General features: G+C 61.5%; 18 protein-coding genes and 1 pseudogene. 8 read left to right on the forward strand and 11 right to left on the reverse strand.

All coding sequences use genetic code 11. From position 1 onward, the window contains the following. Nucleotides 1–56 precede the first annotated feature (56 nt). On the forward strand, nucleotides 57–770 hold the full coding sequence (locus AC3ZU9_RS08865) for a GntR family transcriptional regulator (protein ID WP_102061412.1): 714 nt from the start codon (nucleotides 57–59) through the stop codon (nucleotides 768–770). A gap of 6 nt (nucleotides 771–776) precedes the next feature. On the opposite strand, the gene AC3ZU9_RS08870 is transcribed toward AC3ZU9_RS08865, so the two are convergent. Next, nucleotides 777–1,727: a PDR/VanB family oxidoreductase gene (locus AC3ZU9_RS08870; RefSeq protein ID WP_490090603.1), complete on the reverse strand. Its 951-nt coding sequence runs from the start codon at nucleotides 1,725–1,727 to the stop codon at nucleotides 777–779. Between the two features lie 29 nt (nucleotides 1,728–1,756). Next, nucleotides 1,757–2,818, reverse strand: coding sequence for an aromatic ring-hydroxylating oxygenase subunit alpha (locus AC3ZU9_RS08875; RefSeq protein WP_012724455.1), 1,062 nt, complete (start codon nucleotides 2,816–2,818; stop codon nucleotides 1,757–1,759). A 234-nt stretch (nucleotides 2,819–3,052) separates the two neighbouring features. On the opposite strand from AC3ZU9_RS08875, the gene AC3ZU9_RS08880 reads away from it, so the two are divergent. Next, complete coding sequence (locus tag AC3ZU9_RS08880) at nucleotides 3,053–4,096, forward strand: NAD-dependent epimerase/dehydratase family protein (RefSeq protein WP_490090604.1); 1,044 nt, start codon at nucleotides 3,053–3,055, stop codon at nucleotides 4,094–4,096. Nucleotides 4,097–4,109: 13 nt separating this feature from the next. On the opposite strand, the pseudogene AC3ZU9_RS08885 reads toward AC3ZU9_RS08880, so the two are convergent. Then, nucleotides 4,110–4,418: pseudogene (locus AC3ZU9_RS08885) on the reverse strand (MerR family transcriptional regulator); the annotation flags it as partial. 92 nt (nucleotides 4,419–4,510) lie between these two features. Continuing rightward, nucleotides 4,511–5,998, reverse strand: a complete 1,488-nt coding sequence (locus tag AC3ZU9_RS08890; protein ID WP_490090605.1) for an aldehyde dehydrogenase family protein — start codon at nucleotides 5,996–5,998, stop codon at nucleotides 4,511–4,513. 262 nt (nucleotides 5,999–6,260) lie between these two features. Between AC3ZU9_RS08890 and AC3ZU9_RS08895 the strand changes: the two genes are divergently transcribed. Together AC3ZU9_RS08895 and AC3ZU9_RS08900 are read left to right on the forward strand one after the other, a co-directional pair. Continuing rightward, nucleotides 6,261–7,430 (forward strand): p-hydroxyphenylacetate 3-hydroxylase oxygenase component, encoded by a 1,170-nt coding sequence (locus AC3ZU9_RS08895; RefSeq protein WP_012724452.1) that lies wholly within the window; start codon nucleotides 6,261–6,263, stop codon nucleotides 7,428–7,430. Between the two features lie 56 nt (nucleotides 7,431–7,486). Then, nucleotides 7,487–8,416: a p-hydroxyphenylacetate 3-hydroxylase reductase component gene (locus AC3ZU9_RS08900; protein WP_093545740.1), complete on the forward strand. Its 930-nt coding sequence runs from the start codon at nucleotides 7,487–7,489 to the stop codon at nucleotides 8,414–8,416. A 150-nt stretch (nucleotides 8,417–8,566) separates the two neighbouring features. On the opposite strand, the gene AC3ZU9_RS08905 is transcribed toward AC3ZU9_RS08900, so the two are convergent. Beyond that, a complete protein-coding gene (locus tag AC3ZU9_RS08905) occupies nucleotides 8,567–9,895 on the reverse strand; it encodes an alginate export family protein (RefSeq protein ID WP_490090606.1) in 1,329 nt (442 codons plus the stop codon). Between the two features lie 302 nt (nucleotides 9,896–10,197). On the opposite strand from AC3ZU9_RS08905, the gene AC3ZU9_RS08910 reads away from it, so the two are divergent. From AC3ZU9_RS08910 to AC3ZU9_RS08925, 4 genes are all read left to right on the forward strand, one after another. After that, nucleotides 10,198–11,697 carry an APC family permease gene (locus AC3ZU9_RS08910; protein ID WP_490090607.1) on the forward strand — a complete coding sequence of 500 codons (1,500 nt, stop codon included), beginning with the start codon at nucleotides 10,198–10,200 and terminating at the stop codon, nucleotides 11,695–11,697. Next, nucleotides 11,642–12,262: a DUF3156 family protein gene (locus AC3ZU9_RS08915; RefSeq protein WP_490090608.1), complete on the forward strand. Its 621-nt coding sequence runs from the start codon at nucleotides 11,642–11,644 to the stop codon at nucleotides 12,260–12,262. Before AC3ZU9_RS08910 ends, AC3ZU9_RS08915 begins: the two co-directional genes overlap by 56 nt. A gap of 116 nt (nucleotides 12,263–12,378) precedes the next feature. After that, on the forward strand, nucleotides 12,379–13,341 hold the full coding sequence (gene feaR, locus AC3ZU9_RS08920) for a transcriptional regulator FeaR (RefSeq protein ID WP_012724447.1): 963 nt from the start codon (nucleotides 12,379–12,381) through the stop codon (nucleotides 13,339–13,341). A 14-nt stretch (nucleotides 13,342–13,355) separates the two neighbouring features. Beyond that, nucleotides 13,356–13,940, forward strand: a complete 585-nt coding sequence (locus tag AC3ZU9_RS08925) for a TetR/AcrR family transcriptional regulator (RefSeq protein WP_490090609.1) — start codon at nucleotides 13,356–13,358, stop codon at nucleotides 13,938–13,940. Nucleotides 13,941–14,288: 348 nt separating this feature from the next. Here AC3ZU9_RS08925 and AC3ZU9_RS08930 read toward each other — a convergent pair whose 3' ends face one another. From AC3ZU9_RS08930 to AC3ZU9_RS08955, 6 genes are all read right to left on the reverse strand, one after another. Next, nucleotides 14,289–15,059, reverse strand: a complete 771-nt coding sequence (locus tag AC3ZU9_RS08930) for an SDR family oxidoreductase (RefSeq protein WP_064053530.1) — start codon at nucleotides 15,057–15,059, stop codon at nucleotides 14,289–14,291. Continuing rightward, on the reverse strand, nucleotides 15,052–15,852 hold the full coding sequence (locus AC3ZU9_RS08935; RefSeq protein ID WP_490090610.1) for an SDR family NAD(P)-dependent oxidoreductase: 801 nt from the start codon (nucleotides 15,850–15,852) through the stop codon (nucleotides 15,052–15,054). The genes AC3ZU9_RS08930 and AC3ZU9_RS08935 overlap by 8 nt, the downstream gene beginning before the upstream one ends. Next, nucleotides 15,845–16,666, reverse strand: a complete 822-nt coding sequence (locus AC3ZU9_RS08940) for a molybdenum cofactor biosynthesis F family protein (protein ID WP_490090611.1) — start codon at nucleotides 16,664–16,666, stop codon at nucleotides 15,845–15,847. The genes AC3ZU9_RS08935 and AC3ZU9_RS08940 overlap by 8 nt, the downstream gene beginning before the upstream one ends. An 85-nt stretch (nucleotides 16,667–16,751) precedes the next feature. Continuing rightward, the gene (locus tag AC3ZU9_RS08945) at nucleotides 16,752–17,411 is read right to left on the reverse strand and encodes a helix-turn-helix transcriptional regulator (RefSeq protein WP_490090612.1); all 660 of its coding nucleotides are present in this window, start codon (nucleotides 17,409–17,411) and stop codon (nucleotides 16,752–16,754) included. A 57-nt stretch (nucleotides 17,412–17,468) separates the two neighbouring features. Next, on the reverse strand, nucleotides 17,469–17,834 hold the full coding sequence (locus AC3ZU9_RS08950) for a cupin domain-containing protein (protein ID WP_012724441.1): 366 nt from the start codon (nucleotides 17,832–17,834) through the stop codon (nucleotides 17,469–17,471). Nucleotides 17,835–17,865: 31 nt separating this feature from the next. Further along, nucleotides 17,866–19,164 carry an NAD(P)/FAD-dependent oxidoreductase gene (locus tag AC3ZU9_RS08955; protein WP_490090613.1) on the reverse strand — a complete coding sequence of 433 codons (1,299 nt, stop codon included), beginning with the start codon at nucleotides 19,162–19,164 and terminating at the stop codon, nucleotides 17,866–17,868. Between the last annotated feature and the right edge of the window lie 172 nt (nucleotides 19,165–19,336).

Genomic DNA, 19,336 nt, shown 5'->3' on the forward strand with positions numbered 1-19,336 from the left:
TACTGACTAGACGCTTGCGGTACTATGGCAGCCCACGTGTTCTGGAAGTTGCCTGGATGAGTAAACCCGGTCAATTGGTGCTGGTTGCACTGCGCAAGATGATCGCCAGCGGGGAGCTGGCGGCGGGCGAGCGCTTGATGGAGATTCCTACGGCGCAGCTGTTCGGCGTGTCGCGCATGCCCGTGCGCATGGCCTTTCGTACCCTCGAGCAGGAAGGGCTGCTGGTGCCATTCGGCGGGCGCGGCTATCAGGTGCGCTCGGTCAGCCCCAGCGACATTGCCGGCGCGGTCGAAGTGCGTGGTGTGCTCGAGGGCTTGGCGGCGCGTCAAACTGCCGAGCGGGGGTTGTCCGACGAGGCGCGCAGGGTGCTTGAACGCTGCCTGGTGGAGGGCGATCAACTGTTCGAAAAAGGTTACGTGACCGAGGATGACCTTGAGGTTTATCACGACCTGAACATGCGCTTTCATCAAGTCATCGTCGAAGGCAGCCACAACCCGGCGATCGCCGATGCGCTGGCGCGCAATGATCACCTGCCGTTTGCATCGGTGACCGCGTTGGCGGTGGATCGCGACGACATGGCCCGTGAATACCGGCGCTTCAACTATGCCCACCTGCAACACCATTCGGTGTTCGACGCCCTGGTCAATCGCCAGGGCGCTCGGGCCGAAGCCATCATGCGCGAACACGCCAATGCCACCTTGCGTTATGCCGAGATCTTCAGTTCGGCCACCGCCGATGCGCGCATGAAGGTCATCTTGCCCAGCACATGACGGGGCTCAGATATCGAGCACCAACAGCGGGGTTTTCGAGCGCGAGCAGCAGGGGGTGAACTGGTCATTGAGGGCCTGCTCCTGCTCGGTCATGAACAGGTCGCGGTGTTCCGGGATGCCGTCGAGCACACGGGTCAGGCAGGTGCCGCAAATCCCCTGTTCGCAGGACACGGCAATCTCGATGCCATGGCTTTCCAGAACCTGGACCACGGTCTTGTCGGCGGGGATTTCAAAGACCTGGCCGCTGCTGCCGAGCTTCACCGAAAAGCCGCCGTCGAGGCTGCTGTCCATTGGTGTCGCGCTAAAGTATTCGCGGTGCAGACAGTCTTCCTGCCAGCCCTGTGCGCGTGCGCTGTCGAGCACATGCTGCATGAACCCGCCAGGGCCGCAGACATACAGGTGCACGTCGTCTGCGGGCGCCGCCAGCACCTCGGCAGCATTCAAGGCCGTGTGCGGCTGCTCATCGAAATGCAGGAACACCCGTTCGGCAAACGGCGACGCCTTGAGCCTCTGCACAAACGCCGCACGCTCACTGGAGCGGGCGCAGTAATGCAGTTCGAAGTCGGTACCCGCGTGGGCCAGGCGTTCGGCCATGCACAGGATCGGGGTGATGCCGATGCCGCCGGCAAACAGCAGGCTGCGGCGCGCGTCGTGGGCCAGGGGGAACAGGTTGCGTGGTTCGCTGATCGCCAGGCGCGTGCCCTCGTGAACCTGCTCGTGCAGGCTGCGCGAGCCGCCCCGGGAGGCAGGGTCCTTGAGCACGCCGATCAGGTAGCGATGACGTTCTTCGGGGTGATTGCACAGGGAATATTGCCGGATCACCCCATCGGGCAGGTGCACGTCAATGTGCGCACCAGCACTGAAGGTCGGCAGCGGCTGGCCATCGACACTGGCCAGTTCATAGCTGCAAATGTCCTGGGCTTCGGTGTTACGGGATACCACCACCACATCGATCATGTTCAGTCCTCGCAGAGTTATCGTGTTGTTCAGGCGGTGGTGGTCGTGATCAGTTGCGGTTCGAGGGCGCGTTCCTTGGCAATCAGTCGCTCCAGGATCTTGCGCGACTGCACACCGCCCGCATCGATATTCAGCTTGAGCAGGGTGCGTTCCGGGTGAGCCAGCAGGTTCTGCTGCTGGCGCTCGAGCATCTCCAGGTCTTCGCTGAAAATCTTGCCCTGACCTTCGCGAATGCTGGCGGTCAGTGCCTCATCCTGCGGGTTGAAGTTGCGCGCCATGCCCCAGAAGTACCAGATGGAGGTATCGGTTTGCGGGGTGATGAAGTCGACCACGATGCTCGCAGCCTTGTGTTCGGGAGCGGCGTTGTAGCCACCCTTGCCGGCGTGGGCCACGCCGACTTCGATCAGCACATGGCTGGGCGGGGTGAAGCGGCAGATCTGCCAGCGGTCCACCGGCACGTCATCGGCAAGGTTGTTGCCGCGTAAAGCCATGCGCCAGAACGGCGGAGCCATGATGTTTTCCATGTGCCGTGCGGTGACGACTTCATCGCCTTGCACCGTGGTGACGGGCGGCGCTTCGTCGATTTCCTTCTGGCCGATGCTGGAAGCATGCACGTAGGTTTCGTGGGTCAGGTCCATCAGGTTGTCGATCATCAGGCGGTAATCGCACTGGATATCAAACAGCCCGCCGCCATAGGCCCACTCATCGCTCACGGCCCATTCCAAGTGGTGGATCAGTGCCGGGTCGGCCTGGCTCTGATCGCCGGGCCACACCCAGATGAAGCCGTAACGCTCAACCACGGCAAAGGTCTTGTTGCAGGGAAAACCACGCACCCGCTGACCGGGCATTTCCACCGTCTTGCCGTCGCCGCCCATGACCAGGCCGTGATAGCCGCAGACCAGGTTGCCGTTGTCGACATAGCCCAGCGAGAGCGGCGCGCCACGATGGGGGCAGAAGTCCTCCACGGCCACGACGGCGCCTTCCTGGCCACGATAAAACACCATTTTTTCGCCGCAGATCTGTCGACCCAGGGGCTTTTGCGCGATTTCATCGGGGGTGCAGGCGACATACCACGTGTTCTTGGGGTACATGACGACTCTCCAGGCAATGGATTATTTTTATTTAATGGATCCATTAAATGGCGTGAAGGTTAGTAGGTCAATCTTTTTACGCTTATTAATAGGGCGATTATCGGCCATTCTAAAAATAATGGATCCACAGTTGGGTTGATCTTCCGAGCACTGAATGACTTGACTCTGTCCCATGGGACACCTCGTACCCTTTTTTCAAGCGCCCACGCTGGCGCGCTGACAAAAGGAGCTGCTGTGAAAGGTTTATGTTTGGTGACGGGGGCCAACGGCCACCTGGGTAATAATTTAGTGCGCGCGCTGATCAGCCAGGGCTATCGGGTTCGAGCCGGCGTTCGTGACCTCAGTAATCACACGCCCTTTGCCGGGCTGGACTGCGAATTGGTGTATGCCGAGTTGCAGGACAGTGCGGCCCTGGACAAGGCATTGGAGGGCGTAGAGGTGCTGTTTCAATCGGCCGCCGTGTTCAGGCACTGGGCGCGCAACCCGCAGGCCGAGATTGTCGAGCCGAATATCCAGGGCGCGCGACGTGTGCTGGAAGCTGCTTCACGGGCAGGTGTACGGCGTGTGGTCTACGTCAGTTCGGTGGCCGCCGTCGGTCATGATGGTACGGCGCTGGATGAGGCACACTGGAATACGGAAAGCGAAAACGCCTACTACACATCGAAGATTCTCTCCGAGCAGGCGGCCTGGCACTGTGCGGAGGCGTTGGGGTTGAGCATGGTGTCGGTATTGCCTTCGGCCATGGTCGGCCCCAATGCCGGCTACCTCACGGATACCATGGGGTTTCTTCAATCCGTTCGGCAGCGGCAGATGCCTTTTGACCCGGGATTTCGTTCCAACTTCGTGGATGTTCGCGATGTGGCCGACGGGATGATACTCGCCGCCGAAAAGGGCCGGCCAGGGCAGCGCTATATCCTCGCCAATGAGCGTTCGTCGCCGCTCAGCGATTTGATCGAGGCTGCCAACACCCAAGCGCCTGGGTATCGCCAGCCTGTCTCAGCCCCACGCTGGTTACTGCTGGGCGTGGCCTGGCTCCAGGAGCGCCGGGCGCAATGGGGTGGCAAGTCCGCTCAGCTGCTTTTGAGCCAGGTGCGCCTGTTTCACAACGTGGCGCAGGAATACACCATCACCAAGGCGAAAAACGAATTGGGTTTCAACCCGCGGCCGCCTGAAGTGGCGTTGAAGCAAGCGTTTGCTTATCTGCACAGACAGGCGCATCAACCTTATCAAGACCCGCGTCAGGACGAGGCGCAAACATTGAGTTCATCTCGCGTTTGAGTCCAATCAAGTGAAGATCAAGCGCCTGCAGTTCGGTGATTTTGTCCTGGACTTGCCGGCGCTTGTCGTCGACGGCCTGGTTGGCCAATGCCAGCGGAAAGGATTTCAACGTGTTTTTTGCGGCAATCAGCGGGTTCATCTCGGCCAGCTTGAACCCGGCCACTTGCGCCTTGCGTATGAGGTGGACGATTTCCAGGTGGTGAGCGTTGTAGAGGCGATACCGCCCCTCACGTTCCGGCGCGTTGATCAGGCCTAGTTGCTCGTACAGTCGAATGGCTTTCGGGGTGCAGCCGGTCAGCTTGGCGAGTCGTCCAATGAACATCTGTCAATTCCTTATGTGAGACAGCAATCACTTTAGCGGTGTTTTATCGCCAGAGCTGCACCCGCTGCCAGTCGAAAAATATCGAGGTGGGCTCAGTAGCGAATCATCACCGACTTCAGCTCGGTGTAATCGTCAATGAATGCGCTGCCGAACTCCCGGCCGATGCCCGAGGATTTGTTGCCGCCAAACGGCACCGCCGGGTCCAGCATCGTGTGCATGTTCACCCACACCGTGCCGGCTTCGATGGCGGGCACCATGCGCAGGGCCTTGCCCAGGTCGTTGGTCCAGAGGCTGGCGCTCAAGCCGTAGGGCGTGTTGTTCATCAATGCCAGCAGTTCGTCTTCAGTGTCGTAGGGGAAGAAGGTTGCAATGGGGCCGAATGTTTCTTCGTTGAGCAAGGTGTCGTTGACGCTGTTGGCGAGGATGATCGTCGGCTCGACGTAGCAACCCGGACGGTCGATCAGGTGGCCACCGTGAATGATGGTGTTGTTTTCGGCGCGGGCCTTGGCGAAGAACTCGCCGAGTTTGAGTTGATGCTGGCGGTGAGTGACTGGGCCGAATTCGGTGCGCTCATCCAGGGGCGAGCCAATATTCAGCGCGCTCAAGCGCTGCGCCAGTTTGGCCATGACCGCGTCGATCTGCGAGCGATGCACGAAGAACCGTTCGGCCGCCGCGCAGATTTGCCCGGAGTGCAGAAAGCCCGCTTCGATGATGCCGCTGACAGCCTTATCCAGCGCCACATCGCGCAGGAACCCGGCCGAGTTTTTCCCGCCCAGCTCAAGGGTGGCCCGCGTCAGAGCGGCGCCCATGGCACTCTGGCCCACCGCAACCCCGGTCGGCACGGAGCCGGTAAACGACACTTTGTTGGTGCCAGGGTGTTCGATCAGGCCTTTGCCTACCGAGCCGCCCCCGGTCAAGACGTTCAGCGCCCCGGCGGGAAGACCGGCTTCAATCGCCAGCTCGGCAATGCGCAGGATGGTCAGCGGTGTAAATTCGCTGGGTTTGATGATGATGCTGCAACCGGTCACCAGCGCCGAGGCGAGTTTCCAGATGGCAATCATGGTCGAGAAATTCCACGGCACGATGCCGACCACCACACCGACGGGCTCGCGCAGGGTGAAAGCGGTATAGCGCTCACCGGCGAAGGAGGGCAGTGACGGGGTGATGGTCTGGCCGCTGATCTTGGTAGCCCAGCCGGCGTAGTAACGCAGGAAGTGCGCGGCCTGGTCGACTTCGAAGGCTCGGGCAATCTGGATGATCTTGCCCGATTGGCAGGTTTCGATCTGCGCCAGTTCTTCGCGATGCTGCTCCAGCAGGTCGGCGAGTTTGAACAGCACGGCGCCACGCGTTGCCGGAGCTGCTTGTGACCACCGTTTGAAGCCGCGCCGCGCCGAGGCCACGGCCGCATCGATATCGACCGGGTCGGCGTCGGCGACTTGGGCGATGACCTGGCCGGTCGCCGGGTTGATCACCTCTACTGTCTGGCTGGAATGACTCTGGACGTAGCCGCCGTCGATGAACAGCGCATGGTGTCGACTGAGGAAGGCTTCAACGTGGGGCAGCAGTGGAATATCGCTCATGGGGGGTTCCTGGTGGCAGACATTGCAAAGCTCGAGGTTAATCCCAGTGACCGCACTGGGCTTGACTGTGGCTGCCGAGCGACATGTCTGTGGCTGCCAGTGCCTGCGGTCGGCTGACCACGTTAAGGCTATGAAAAGTACAATCTTGACTCTGGAAGGTGCATGTTCCGCCAGCCAGGCTCGCACCATACTGGCCCTGCATCCGGCGCCACTTCTCGATTTCACCAGTGGCCTGGACATCCAATAATAAGCAGGGCCATCCATGAAAAAGCCAAACCCGCTCCTCGAAGACCTCACGTCCATCTTGCCGACCATTGCGGCCAACGCGTTCATGGCCGAGCAGGACCGCAAGGTGCCTGCCGAAAATATCGCACTGCTCAAAAGCATCGGGCTGCACCGCGCCTTTCAACCCAAAGCGTTCGGCGGCATGGAGTTGTCATTGCCACAGTTTGCCGACTGCATCGCCTTGCTCGCCGGGGCCTGCGCCAGCACCGCCTGGGCCATGAGCCTGCTGTGTACCCACAGCCATCAATTGGCGCTGTTCTCGGCCCAGTTGCAGCAGGAGGTCTGGGGCACCGACCCGAATGCCACGGCCAGTAGCAGCATTGCGCCGTTCGGGCGCACCGAGGAAGTCGACGGCGGGGTGTTGTTCAGCGGCGAAATGGGCTGGAGCAGCGGCTGTGATCACGCTGAGTGGGCGATCGTGGGGTTTCGCCGCAACAATGCACAGGGCACCCAGGATTACTGCTTCGCGGTGCTGCCGCGCAGCGATTATCAGATACGCGATGACTGGTTTGCGGCAGGCATGAAAGGCAGCGGCACCAAGACGTTGATCATCGACAAGGCCCGGGTGCCCGAACACCGCATCCAGAAGGCCAAGGACATGATGGAAGGTAAGTCCGCCGGCTTTGGTTTGTACCCCGACAGCAAGATTTTCTACTCGCCCTACCGGCCTTATTTTGCCAGCGGTTTTTCCACGGTCAGCCTGGGTGTCGCCGAGCGGATGCTCGAGGTGTTCCGCGAAAAAACCAAGACCCGCGTGCGGGCCTACACCGGTGCCGCCGTCGGTGCCGCCACCCCGGCGTTGATGCGCCTGGCCGAGTCGACTCACCAGGTCGCCGCCGCGCGTGCCTTTCTCGAAAAAACCTGGAACGAACACGCCGAACACAGTGAGCAGCAGCGTTATCCCAGCCGCGAAACCCTGGCGTTCTGGCGCACCAACCAGGCTTACGCCACCAAGATGTGCATCCAGGCGGTGGACCGCCTGTTCGAAGCCGCCGGCGGCAATGCCTGGTTCGAACACAACGAAATGCAACGCCTATTCCGCGATTCGCACATGACTGGCGCTCATGCCTACACCGACTACGACGTGTGCGCGCAGATCCTCGGCCGCGAGCTGATGGGCCTGGAACCCGACCCGAGCATGATCTGAACCGGCTTTTGATAACAACCATCAGGGCTGCGCCTGACGCAGTCCGGGAGTCTTGCATGTCTGAATCGACCTTTGACCCACGCGCCTTTCGCCGGGCCCTGGGCAACTTTGCCACGGGCGTGACCGTGGTGACTGCCGCAGATGCCTCTGGCCGCAAGGTGGGCGTCACCGCCAACAGTTTCAACTCGGTGTCCCTGGACCCACCGCTGGTGTTGTGGAGTATCGACAAACGTTCGAGCAGCCACGGCGTGTTCGAGCAGGCCAGCCATTTTGCGGTCAACGTGCTGGCCGCTGACCAGATCGACCTCTCGAACAATTTTGCCCGGCCCAAGGACGACCGGTTCGCCGCGATCGAGTACCAGTCGGGGCAGGGCGGGGCGCCGGTGTTCGCCGATTGCTCGGCGCGGTTTCACTGCGAGAAATACCAGCAGGTGGACGGCGGCGACCATTGGATCATGATCGGCAAGGTCGTGGCCTTCGATGATTTCGGCCGTGCGCCGCTGCTTTATCATCAGGGCGCTTATTCGATGGTCCTACCCCATACCCGCATGACCCAGCGCGACGAAGGGCAACCGCCCAGCAGTCATTTTCAGGGGCGCTTGAGTCACAACCTGTATTACCTGATGACCCAGGCGGTACGCGCCTACCAGTCCAGCTATCAGCCCCGGCAATTGTCCACCGGCCTGCGCACCAACGAGGCGCGGATGCTGATGGTGCTGGAGAACGACGCACGGCTGAGTGCCAGTGAATTGTTGCGGGAAGTGGCGATGCCGGTGCGGGAAATCGAGGACGCCGTGGCCAACCTCAAGCGCAAAGGGCTGGTGGCCGACGACGACGGCGTCTATTTGACGTCGGCCGGTATCGAACAGACCGAAGACCTCTGGGCCATCGCCCGTGAGCAACAGGAGAAAGTATTCGCCGAGTTCAGCCAGGACCAGATCGAAACCTTCAAGACGGTATTGAAGCAACTGATCAGCCACTGCTGACCACTTGGAAGATGAACCCCGAACCTGTGGCGAGGGAGCTTGCTCCCGCTGGGCCGCGAAGCGGCCCCAAACCATGGGCCTGCTACGCAGTCCAACGGGAGCAAGCTCCCTCGCCACAACGGAGCTGCATCGCGCAGCTCCTGAAGGCCTTCAGAAAGGCACGGCCACGGTCAGTTGGCTATAGAGGTTGGTGCCATTGCCGCCCACCTGGTTACCCCCGGTGTCGGCATCCTTCTTGGGTTGATAAATGCCCACCAGCGGGCTGATGATCAGGTGGCTGTTGACCGTCCACTCGGCGTACAGGTCCAGCTCACGGGCATCCAGGTTCAATGCATCGTTTTTGCGCAAGGTAGTGAAGTCGAAGTACAACGCGCCGACCGTCAGGTTCTCCAGCGGTGTCGCTTTGAGACCGACGTGATGCACACCGGTGTTGCTGTTGAACGGGCCGGCATAATTGGAGGCCACTTCGCCCTGGAACCAAGTGCCGTAACCGGTGCTGAGTCCGGTGAACAGCGGGTCCCATTTTTGTGAGTAGCGTGTGTAGCGGTAGGTCAACTTCGGCGCCCAGCCGATATCGGCGAAGGTGTAGCCGGCTTCGGCGTACCAGGCTTTTTGCGGTCCTGCATCCTTGTCTTGCCAGGCGTATTCGAAAGCGAAGCTGGCGTTGTCGATACCCGCGCTGCCTTCGCCGCGCAGGCTGTAAGTGTTCAGGCCCTCGCGCTGTTTCTGGAAATCGCTGGCCCACTGGTCGGTGACGCTTATGCCATGAACCCAGGTCAACCCCAGCGTACCGGCGGCACCCGTGTAGTCGAGGGTGCCCGCCGCCAGCTCGGTTTCAGCCTGGGCACGGTTATCCGACTTGAGCCACAGCACCGAGCCGTGCAGCCCCTCTTGCCCACCCAGGCGCAACACGGCGGTGCGGTCGAACGCGTGACGTGCCGCGAGGTAGTAGGCGCCACCGCGATTCAACGCACCGTCCGCCGGGCCGTTGCCCAGGTTGGGGCCGTCGTCGTTGATCAGGAACCCTCGGCCGATCTTGACCACCTGGCGGCCGAGGGAAAAGTCCACACCGTCCTTGCCCAGCGCCGGAAACAGGTCAGCCGAGCGCCACCCCAGGTAGGCGTCTTCGATTTTGGTCGTGCGCTCGCTGCCATCGGTGTTGCCCGCCGCGTCGCCGTCGCCCCAGGTGCCGGAGCTGACCCAATTGAGCGCGCCGTACGCGGTGCCGTTACCGGCCAGGCCCTGATCGCCGCTCAACCCATACTTGATGAATCCTTCGCGCCAGGTCGAACCGCCCGGCGTGGCATCGTAGTTGTGACGGCTGTTGAACATCCCGTATACGGCCAGGAAGTCCGCGTTCAGGTGCGTGTCATCGTCGGCATACAGCGCATAGGCCTGGGCCGAAGAGTGGCCGACCAACAGTGCGATACCTAGGCCGACGGCCTTGGACAACCTGCGTGTTCTTTGTGTGTGCTCCATTGTTACGTTCCCCAGCGTGGTTGGACAGCCAATAGGTCGAGGACGCATTAAGATGATCCGCAGCGGGGTAAGTCTTTCACCTGCGTGCCACGTAATTGATCCTGCCCGCCAAGCCGTAGGCCTTGGCAGGCAGCTGCAAAAGCGACGGCAGACATGGGCAAGACGATCAGCGCGTGTGAGGCGCACAGTGATTTTGCGCACGATGCCGTTTCGATCAGGGACTGGCTGGGGAGGGCTTTATCGCCGGCTCCTTGTACGGCTCGATGCATCCACTCAGAAATCCGCTTTCGAGGATCCGTACCATGTCGATCAATGACCGGCTCACACAGCATTTGAAACGGGGCAGCGTCGGGTTTCCGACCGCGCTGGCCAGCACCATCGGCCTGATCATGGCCAGCCCGGTGATTCTCACCGCGACCATGGGCTTCGGCATCGGCGGCAGCGCGTTCGCGGTGGCCATGCTGATCGCGGTGGTGATGATGCTGGCCCAGGCGACCACCTTTGCCGAAGCCGCCTCAATCCTGCCGACCACCGGCTCGGTCTACGACTACATCAACTGCGGCATGGGCCGTTTCTTTGCCATTACCGGCACCTTGTCGGCGTACCTGATCGTGCATGTGTTTGCCGGGACGGCGGAGACGATTCTGTCCGGGGTCATGGCCCTGGTGAACTTCGAGCACCTCAACACCCTGGCGGAGTCTGCCGGCGGTTCGTGGTTGCTGGGGGTGGGGTTTGTGGTGGTATTCGGCATTCTGAATGCCTTTGGCGTCAGCGCCTTTGGCAGGGCCGAGATCATCCTGACCTTCGGCATGTGGACCACGCTGATGGTGTTTGGCGTGATGGGCCTGATCGCGGCGCCGGCGGTGCAGCTCGAGGGTTGGTTCGGCGTGTCGCTGGTGGGCACCGACCTGATCACCATTCTGTCGCTGGTGGGCATGGCGATGTTCATGTTCGTCGGCTGCGAGTTCGTCACGCCGCTGGCGCCGGACCTGCGCAATTCGGCCAAGGTGATGCCCAAGGCGATGATTTTCGGCTTGTTGAGCGTGGCCACCTGCATGTTCATCTACGGCGCCGCGATGAAGCGCCAGGTGGAAAACGTACTGCTGGATGCCGCCACCGGCGTGCACTTGTTGGACACGCCCATGGCGATTCCACGCTTTGCCGAGCAGGTCATGGGGAATATTGGCCCGTTGTGGCTGGGCCTTGGCTTTCTGTTCGCCGGCGCCGCCACCATCAACACGCTGATGGCGGGCGTGCCACGGATTCTCTACGGCATGGCGGTGGATGGCGCGCTGCCCAAGGTGTTCACTTACTTGCATCCGCGCTTCAAGACGCCGCTGTTGTGCATCCTGGTGGCGATGCTGATTCCGTGCCTGTATGCGCTGTGGCTCGGCGGCAACACCGACAACATCATGCACCTGGTGCTGGCCGCCGTGTGTGCGTGGAGTTTTTCCTACCTGCTGGTGACGCTGTCGGTGGTTATCCTGCGTATTCGTCGTCCTGACCTGCCACGGGCTTATCGTTCGCCGTTGTTCCCGTTGCCGCAGATTCTTTCCAGCGTCGGCATCTTACTGGGCATGTGGTTCATCACCCCGCCGGGCATGAACCCGGCGGATATTTATGTGCCTTTCGGGGTAATGCTCGGGATCACGGCGGCCTACGCGTTGTTCTGGACATTGGTGGTGCAGAAGGTCAATCCATTCAAGCCCGCTTCGGTCGAAGAAGTGCTGGCCAAGGAGTTTTCTCATGAGCCTGGTAACGTTCACAACGCTTATCTCGAGCAGGCTGCTAAAGCTGTCTGAGCTGTTCAGTGCCCAACGGGCGCCGGCCGGTTACCGGCCGGGGGTCACGCTTGAATATGTTAGGCGTAACCTCGGGCTGGCGAGTTTCGCCTCGACCGGGCCTGCCCGTGCAGCGTTTCGCTTGGACGATACCGGCCTGCAAGTGGACGTTGCCGAACGCACCGAATCGCAACTGCTGATGCACCTGGTCATGACCGAATTCATGCTTACGGTGCCCGCCACAGAGCAGGGCAGTGCACGCTTTGAGCTGCACCACCGCGGGTCGATTCGACGCACGGGGCTGGCGTGTCGGCAACGCTCGGGAGAGCCGGCTCTACTCGCCAGGCTCCAGGCAGCTTTGAACGACGACCTCAGCCTGCATCAAGCGCTGATGGGGCTCGACTTCAAGCGCCTGCACATCGCGTTGAGCGGGCATCAATGGCAGGTGCGGCTGGAACACATCGGCGGCAGCGAGGTGGTCAACCGCCTGCCGGCGTTTCGTCGCTACATTCCTTTGAGTGACGCTCAACGGGCAGGGTTGTTGACTGTTTTGGCGGGCTTGCAGCGGGTATTGGGCGCCGTCTGATCGGAATACTTGGCATCATTAGTGCTTCCACAGTCGCTATCACGGACTTGTTGCGCCCATATAGATAACATGTTAACTATTGGCCAACAAAAACAAGAAGCCATTGTGGAGATGCCATGAGCACTTATCAGTCTGCGCACTATGGGTTGGAAACTTGGACTCGGGACCTGCGAGCGGCCTGCGGCCATTTCGACACGGAACTGGCCTTCAACCGTTCGCTGTTCATCGGTGAAGTGTCCAAGCACTCCCGGGGCGGCCTGTCACTGGCCAACCTGCGGACCAATGCCGGGCTGATCAAGCGCGAGCGACCCAACGCCGATCACGATATGGACCAACATTGTTTCCTCGTCAGTCAGCGCAGCGGCTATTGCCAGATCACCCAGAACGACCAGGTCATCCAGTTGGCCCCCGGCGATATGTTGCTGATGGACTCCACGGGCTCGATCGAGATCAGCCCGTTCGGCCTTATCGAACATGCGTCCTTGGCACTCTCACGCCATGAAGTGTGCAAGCAACTGGGTGGTGCACCGAAAACCTTCGGCAAGATCTCTTCGACCAAAGCCTGCGGCCGCATGCTCCATGTGTTGATGGACCAACTGTGCCGAGAAGGCCTGGAGGGGCAGGACTCGATTGAAGAGGCCGAGGCACTGCAAGCGGCGTTTGTCTCCTTGCTCGGGTCAGCCTTTGAATTGCACGACGCGCCGGGCGACTGCGCGGCGTCGTTGCAGGGCAGTAACCTGCGCAGCTACGTACAGAAAGTCATCGACGAATCGCTGACCCAGCCCGGCTTGAGCCCGGTGGGCCTGGCCAATCGTTTGAACATCTCGGTGCGGCATTTGTACCGTTTGTTTGAAGAGCAGGACGACAGCGTCTGCCGATACATCCAGCGTGCTCGGCTCAAACGCAGCGCGGATGATCTGACCAACCCCTTCCTCAAGCGTGAGTCGATCACCTCGATCGCCTACAAATGGGGCTTCACCGATTCCGCGCACTTCAGTCGCTCGTTCAAGAAGCAATTCGACCTGTCGCCCAAGGACTTTCGGTCTACCCACCTGCAGCAAACGGTAGGGGCGGCGTAGGTTCGCATCGATCAATGAAACCGCTCACCCTGTCGGCCCATAACATTTGTACCGTGGCGGTCGAACACTTTGCCGATCACGGCTACGACGCCTCCTCGCTGAGCGCAATCGCAGAGAGGGCCGGCATGCGCAAGGCGTCGCTGTATGCGCACTTTGTCAGCAAGGATGCGCTGTTTCAGAAGGTCTTCGAGATTGCCTTGGCCCATGAGCACTCGTACATCGCGCAATGCTTCAAGGAGGAAGCCGGATACACCGGCGTGCCGGGGCAGTTGCACCTTGAACGGTTGAGCGGGCGTTATGAAGGGTCGGCGCACCTGCGCTTCCTGTTGCGCACGGCGTACTTTCCGCCGGCGGACATTCGCGGCGTCATCACCGCAGGATTCGAGGGCTACCTGGCGCGCATTCGCGATGACTTTCAGCGTGCCGCGCAAGGTCGGTACAGCACGGTGCAACCGGAGGCGCTTGAGGTGTTTTGCGACGCCTACCTGGGTATCGTCGACAGCCTGCATGTGGAGCTGATCTACTCGACGCCCCAGGGTTACGTCAAACGGCTTGCGGCCTTGTCGCGGGTGTTGAGTGATTCACTGTCGATGCTCTAATGGGGGACCGCTCTTCAGCGGATACACCCCGATCAAAATGTGGGAGGGTGCTTGCTCCCGATGAGGGCGTGTCAGTGGGTGCATCCGGTGATTGACCCACTGCCATCGGGGGCAAGCCCTAATGCCAGTCAGTTAAGACGTAGAAAGGGTAAAAAATAACCTGTGGCGAGGGAGCTTGCTCCCGTTGGGCCGCGAAGCGGCCCCAGCTCTTTGCTCGAAAAAACCGGGACTGCTGCGCAGTCCAACGGGAGCAAGCTTCCTCGCCACAGGTACAGTGTTTGCCCTTAACTGACTGGCATTAGGGCAAGCCTCCTCCCACCTTTGATCCGGTTTACAGCCCGATAGAGGTCACTTCACCTCAGGCAAAGTCGACCCGCCATCTACCACGATGGTCTGCCCGGTGATGTAGGCCGCCAGGTCGGACGCCAGGAACAACATGGCCCCGGCAATATCTTCCGGAGCACCGAGCCGTCCCAGGGGCACGCGGGTGGCGATGTCGGCATTGACCTGGTTGTCGCCCAGGTTATCCATGGCCGGCGTGGCAATCATCCCGGGCTCCACGCCGTTGACGCGCACCTGGTAGGCGGCCAGCTCCAGCGCCGCATTGCGGATAAAACCGTTCACCCCGGCCTTTGACGCCGCGTAGTGGCTGAGCCCTGGGTAGGCTACCCGTGGTCCGGTGACCGACGACGTGACCAGCACACAGCCGCCGCCCTGGCGTTGAAACATGGGCAAGGCGGCCTGGGTCAACCAGAACAGGGCCGAGAGGTTGACCGCCAACGTGCGCTCAAGAATGGCCGGGGTGATCTGTGCGAATGGCGTCAACGGAAAGTAGCCGGCGTTGTGCACCAGGATATCCAGGCGGCCCCAGCTGCGTTCGATTCCCTTCACCCATTCGAGTACCGCCGCCGCATCGGCCAGGTCAACCTCAATGGCCGCGACCTGGCACGCTCGCGCCGTCAGGTCGTCGGCCAGCGCCTGGGCTTGCGCCAGCTGAAGGTCGGCAATCATCACGCGCGCGCCGCGCACAGCAAACGCCTCGACGATGGCCCGGCCGATGCCCTGCGCGCCACCAGTGACCAGCACGGTTTTGCCGCTGAAATTCAAGTCGTCAGGCATGTGCGCGCTCCATATGGGCATAGGCCAGTGTCGGCACATCGACGATGCTCGAACCGCCGTCGGCGACCACGCTCGCCCCGGTGATGATCGAGGCATCGCGGCTGGCCAGGAAGCGACAGACCTTGGCGATTTCTTCGGCGCTGGCGGGGCGTCGTAACGGAACGTCGGCGCATACGCGGGCATAGGCTTGCGGCAGTGTGTCCCCATAAAAGCTCATCAGCGGATGCATTTCTTCGTCGGCCATCGGCGTAGTGACCCAGCCTGGGCACACCGCGTTCACGCGCACGCCGCGTGGGCCGTAATCCCGCGCCAGGGAGCGATTAAGCCCGAGCAACGCGTGCTTGGCGGTGGTGTAGCCGCACACTTCGGGACCGGCGGCCAGGGAGGCGATGGAACCGAGCAACACGATAGTGCCGGCGCATTCGATCAGCAGCGGCAGGCAGGCGCGGGCGCTATAGAACGCACTGTCCAGGTTGCTGCGCAAGGCCGCCTCCCAGGTGGGAGGGCTAGTCTGGGTGGCGCTGCCCACACCATGCCCACCGGCGCAGGCCAGCAGCACATCGAGGCGGCCGTAGCGCTCACGGATCTGTGCGACGAAGCCTTCCCAGCTGTCCGGACAGGCTGCGTCGCCGACCAGGACCAGGCCACCGGTGTCCCCGGCCACCTGCTCCAGAGGCTCGCGGCGCCGGCCGATCAGCACCAGGTTGGCGCCCTCGGCGGCGTAGAGCCGGGCGCAGGCGGCACCGATGCCCGTGCCGGCCCCGGTGATCACAACGGTACGTGGATCAGGCATCGGGATACTCCGTGCGGTTGAGCACTTGGCAGTAGGAGCTGACCGGAAAGTTCGACAGCTCATCGAAGGCCGCGCCGGCATAGCCGAAGATCTTGCCGTCGCTGCGGTGCTGTTGCAGGTCGATCAGGACCAGACCGAGGGTGGGGATGATCTTTTCGCGCCAGACGAACAGGTACAACTGATCGGCAATCTTGTAGTAGTGACAGCGGTCGGTGTCGCACAAGCCTTGCTCCACACCCTTGAGGCATTGCCAGGCATAGAACTGATCGTTCAGGTAGATGTGTTCGTAGACTTCGCTGGGGCTGTAGCGATACAGGTTGCGCAAGCCGGTCAGTTCCTGAGTGGGCGCGTGGGGGCATTGGCCGGGCTGCCAGGGTTGGTCCAGGCTGCCATGCAGGAAGTCCACGTCCACCGAGGTCAGGGCCTTGCCGGCCAGGGCACGGCTGTAAAGGCCTTCCTCGGTTTGTTCGCGCTTGGGCATGCGCCCGATCACGGCGGTAAAGGACGACGTGGTGGTGTCCAGCACCAGGCTGATCGACCAGGCCTGACCGGCCTCGTGCTTGATGAAGTCGACCAAGTACAGGCCCGGGCGTACCGAGGTGGCGCGGTATGCGGCCGACCCGCTGGAGTGACCGTCGGCGGCATGCCAGTGCAACGCCTCGGTGTCAAAGCGATGCTCGATCTGCCAACCGTTGGCGAAGTGCAGGTGGAAGGTCTTGCCGTTGAGGTCGGCAAGGTTGGGCAGGATAAACGCGTCGGGCGCGAAACCGTCGGCGAGGGCGCCTACGGTGATCCAGTCGGATGGGGTGGTCATGGCATGGCTCCGGTTGATGGAATGGACATCCCGGATCATGCGGCGGGCGAGGAGGCTCGCCTATCAACCGAAAGGTTGAGGCGGCTTAAAGAAACAGTGCGGCGACCAGCTCGGTGCGGCTGCTCACGCCCGTCTTGCGAAACAGGTGGATCAGGTGGGTCTTGATGGTCGGCAGGCCGACGCCGAGCTCCAGTGCCAATTGCTTGTTGCTTGCACCTTGACGCAATAACCAGGCGATCTGGCGCTCTTTGGGCGTAAGCCCGGCCAGCGCATCGTCGCAGGGCTGCATATTGGCCACGGCCATCTGCAGCAACGCCTGCAACGCGTTGAGCTGAGTCAATTGGTCGGCGGTAAACACCCCTTGTTCGGCGGTGCGCAGCAAGGAGATGGCCGCCTGCGGCTGGTCGGCACGATGGGCGACGATCTCCACCACATCGACCACGCCGTAACGCTGCAGGAAGTCCCGGTAGCGGTGGCTGTCACGCGGCGGCTGGCGTGCCATGGCGAAACCCAGGGGCACCACCGTCAACCCGCTGGACAGGCAATTGCGCGGTTGCAACGGGTCGAATTGGCGGTAGTTGTCCAGATAGTCGCGGTGCATTTCACGGCTCATGCCGTGCAGCCGGAAGTCGCACGCTTGCAGTTGGCGGTCGACACAATAGAACGCCGCCTGGCTGACGGGGACGAGCTGGGTAAAAGCCTGCAGGCAATGGCCGGCAACTTCCTGAGCGGGGAGGGCGTGCATGGTCAGTCACCTGCGCCGGAGAAAACGCTGCTGGCCGAAGCCAGCAAGCGAAAGCGATCAGACTACTGCGAAATAATGCTTCACAAAACTCTCGCTCACCACCTCCCACAATACCGGCGTGCCCTTGGTCACGAACCAGCTGTCGCCGGCCTTGTAGCGGGTGGTCTGGCCGGTGCTTTCGTCGGTCAACAGCACTTCGCCGGTGACCACCGTGGCTTGCTCGGCGAACGGGTAGACCATCCGGAATTTGCCTTGGGTGGTGCCGAAGTAGGCGCTGCTGACGGGGTCGGTCGGTGCGCCGAAGGTCATTTTGCCAAAGGCGTTGACTTCACCTTCGAGGATCTCGGAGCCCAGGTCGGCAACGGTGCCCCAGGCATCGAGGTCCGACAATTGGGTATCTTTTTTCAGGGTTGTAACGGGCATGGCAGTTCTCCTGTGAATGAAACAGCGGGGCTTAACGGCGACCGTTGAAATAGCCCGAGAGTTGGTGAAGGCTTTTGCCGGCCGTGAGCAGCAGTGGGCGGATATGATCCTTGCCCATGATCTGCGCATGCTTGACCGAGCTGATCAGGTCGTAGCGCGAAGAGCCTTCGCTCATGCCTTCGGCCAAGACCTTGCAGATGATGTGGCTGGGCGTAACCCCAAAACCCGCGTAACCCTGCACGTAGAAGGCGTTGGGGCGCCCGCTCAGCGTGCCGATCTGCGGGAACAGGTTGGCCCCGGTCGCCATCGGCCCGCCCCACGCCAGGTCGATTTTGACGTCCTTCAGGTACGGGAAAATCTTCAGCATCAGGTTGCGGTTCCAGGCTTTGAGGTCCAGCGGGATGTGCTCGACAAACGGCGTGGCGGCACCGAACAGCAGACGGTTCTCGTTGGTGACGCGGTAGTAGTCGATGACCGGCCGAATATCGCTGTAGGCACCGCGGATCGGGCTGATGCGGTGGATCATCTCGTCCGACAGCGGTTCGGTCATCAGCTGGAAGGCGTAGGTGTTGACGGTGGTTTTGTGCAGTTCAGGTTCCAGTTTGTTGAGGAAACTGTCGCAGGCCCACAGCAGCTTGGCGGCTTTGACTGACCCTCGGCCGGTGCGCACGGTGATGCGCTCGCCGTAGCTGAGCTCCAGGGCGGGGCTGTGCTCGAAGATGCGCACGCCATGACCGGCCAGCGCCTTGGCTTCGCCCAGCAGCAGGTTCAGCGAGTGCACGTGCCCGCCGCCCATGTGCAGCAACGCGCTGGTGTAGGCATCGGAGCCGATGATCTGCTTGACCTCGGACCCGGCCATAAAACGGATTTCGTCCTTGGTATTGACCGACTGGAAGTCCTTCTCCCAGGCGCGCAGGGTTTTTTCCTGGCGGGCATTGAAGCCCATGTAGCCATAGCCGTGGCAGAAGTCGGCGTCGATTGCGTATTTGGCGATACGGTCCTTGATGATGCCGGCGCCCAGCTCGCTGATTTCAAAGATCTGGCGCAGGCCCTCGTCGCCCACCTGGTTCTTGATTTTTTCCAGGTCATGGCCGATCCCCGCCATGATCTGCCCGCCGTTGCGGCCCGTACCGCCGAAGCCCAGGTAGCGCGCCTCGAGTACCACGATGTTGGTGATGCCTTTTTCCGCAAGTTCCAGTGCGGTATTGATGCCCGAGAAACCGCCGCCAATCACGACCACATCGGCTTCCACGTCCTGCTCGAGCGTGGGAAAGCTGAGGTTGTATTTCTTGGTTGCCGAATAGTAGGTAGGCGTTTCGATATTGATCATGGCGCAGCCTGGAAAAGTGAAGGGATCTCGCTGCAGAGCCGACAAACAGCTCTGTGCCTGTTGGGGTGTATTAAGTGCCTTCCGAGCGGTAGGTGTCTTGATTCTGTGTGCCGCCGGCCTTGATCGTGGCTGCCAATGTCAACGATGAATCCGGCCGGGCATTAAAGCGGCA

The organism is Pseudomonas sp. A39 (assembly GCF_058145955.1).